Origin of the sequence: Mesorhizobium sp. M2A.F.Ca.ET.037.01.1.1 (assembly GCF_003998075.1) — a bacterium.
GTDB lineage: Bacteria > Pseudomonadota > Alphaproteobacteria > Rhizobiales > Rhizobiaceae > Mesorhizobium.
In genome coordinates this window covers 1-1,562 of sequence record NZ_RZSA01001275.1, presented here as the reverse complement: position 1 = coordinate 1,562, position 1,562 = coordinate 1, and the positions used below count along the sequence as shown (strand labels likewise).

The following is a 1,562-nucleotide window of genomic DNA, read 5'->3' as shown; positions in this document are numbered from 1 at the left end:
TTCTGGACTGGGGCATTTCAATTCCTTTTTGGGGAGTCTTTTTGGGCGGGGTTTAATGGCTTGAACTTGATCGCGCGGCGGACCATATCAAGACCATCGGGAAAAATGCCATCCGGGTTTTTCCAGTTTGTGTCGCTCTTCAGAGGACAGTGTAACAATGAGTCGAATGACGCCCTTCTCCAGCCCGCTTCTTTTGGGTTTCGATGCCATGGAAAAGACGCTGGAGCGTCTGGCGAAGACCGGCGACAGCTATCCGCCGTACAACATCGAGCGCCTCAGCGCCGCTGACGGCAAGGCCGAAAGGCTGCGCATCACACTGGCCGTTGCCGGTTTCGCCGAAAGCGACCTCGATGTCACCACGGAGGAAAACCAGCTGATCGTGCGCGGTCGCCAGACCGACGACACCGAGCGCGAATTCCTGCACCGCGGCATCGCCGCGCGCCAGTTCCAGCGCTGTTTCGTGCTGGCCGACGGCATGCGGGTGATAGCGGCCGAGTTGAAGAACGGCCTGCTGTCGATCGATCTCGATCGGCCGGAGGCCGAGCGGCTGGTACGGAAAATAAACATATCGGTGAAAGACTGACCTTCGCCGATGGCTCTATGCGAGGCGGCCAATCCTGGCGTCCTCGCGCCAAGGAGGCTTGAAATGACCAGAACTGACGAAATGATCACCATGACCAGCGGCGAACTCGCCCATCTCGGCGAAGGCTCTGTCGCTTATCTGCGGAAAGTGTCGAGCGACGACCTGCGCGGCCGCTTCCCGGGCCTCGGCGAAATCGCGCCCGGCCTGGAGCTGTGGGCTTTGTTTGCCGCCAACGGCCAGCCGATCCTGCTTTCCGATGCCCGTGACCGGGCGCTGGCGGGTGCGTTGGAGAACGATCTGACCACTGTCGCCATCCACTAGAGCAATTCCAGGAAAAGTGTGAGCGGTTTTCCGTCCGGAATCGCGTAAAAACAAAGGGATAGAGCGGTTCGCCGTTTCCGTGAAACGGTGAAACGCTCTAAGGCGATTGCTGGCAGTTCGAAAATGGAAAGGGCCGCTCCCGGCGGCCCCTCTAGGGTTTCTTCTCAAAACTAGAGTTCTATCCCAAAACTTCAGGCTGCGTGCGAGGCCTGCGTGTCGGACAGCAGGGCGTGGATCGCCACCGCGTCGCGCGTACCCCTGATCTTGGCCACTGTGTCGGCATCGCGCAGCACGCGCGCGATGCGCGACAGCGCCTTGAGATGGTCGGCGCCTGCGCCTTCGGGCGCCAGCAGCAGAAAGACGAGGTCGACCGGCTGGTCGTCCAATGCCTCGAAATCGACGGGCGTTTCCAGCCGCGCGAAGACACCGGCGATCCGCTTCACGCCGGCGAGCTTGCCGTGCGGAATGGCGATGCCGTTGCCGACGCCGGTCGATCCCAGCCGTTCGCGCTGCAGGATGGTGTCGAACACCTCCCGCTCCGGAATTCCCGAAATCGCCGCCGCCCTCTCCGACAGCAATTGCAGAAGCTGCTTTTTGGAATTCGCCTTCAACGCCGGCATGATCGCCGGGACGCTGATGAGATCGCTGAGATCCATGC

Annotated in this window: 3 protein-coding genes; 2 read left to right on the top strand and 1 reads right to left on the bottom strand. The window is 61.1% G+C overall.

Going from position 1 to position 1,562, the window contains the following annotated elements; all coding sequences use genetic code 11:
• Positions 1-157: 157 nt before the first annotated feature.
• Positions 158-583 carry an Hsp20 family protein gene (locus EOA27_RS35870; protein WP_042641067.1) on the top strand — a complete coding sequence of 142 codons (426 nt, stop codon included), beginning with the start codon at positions 158-160 and terminating at the stop codon, positions 581-583.
• Between the two features lie 63 nt (positions 584-646).
• A complete protein-coding gene (locus EOA27_RS35865; RefSeq protein ID WP_126081194.1) occupies positions 647-904 on the top strand; it encodes a DUF1150 family protein in 258 nt (85 codons plus the stop codon).
• Positions 905-1,095: 191 nt separating this feature from the next.
• Here EOA27_RS35865 and ptsN read toward each other — a convergent pair whose 3' ends face one another.
• Positions 1,096-1,560: a PTS IIA-like nitrogen regulatory protein PtsN gene (ptsN, locus tag EOA27_RS35860; protein ID WP_042641064.1), complete on the bottom strand. Its 465-nt coding sequence runs from the start codon at positions 1,558-1,560 to the stop codon at positions 1,096-1,098.
• Between the last annotated feature and the right edge of the window lie 2 nt (positions 1,561-1,562).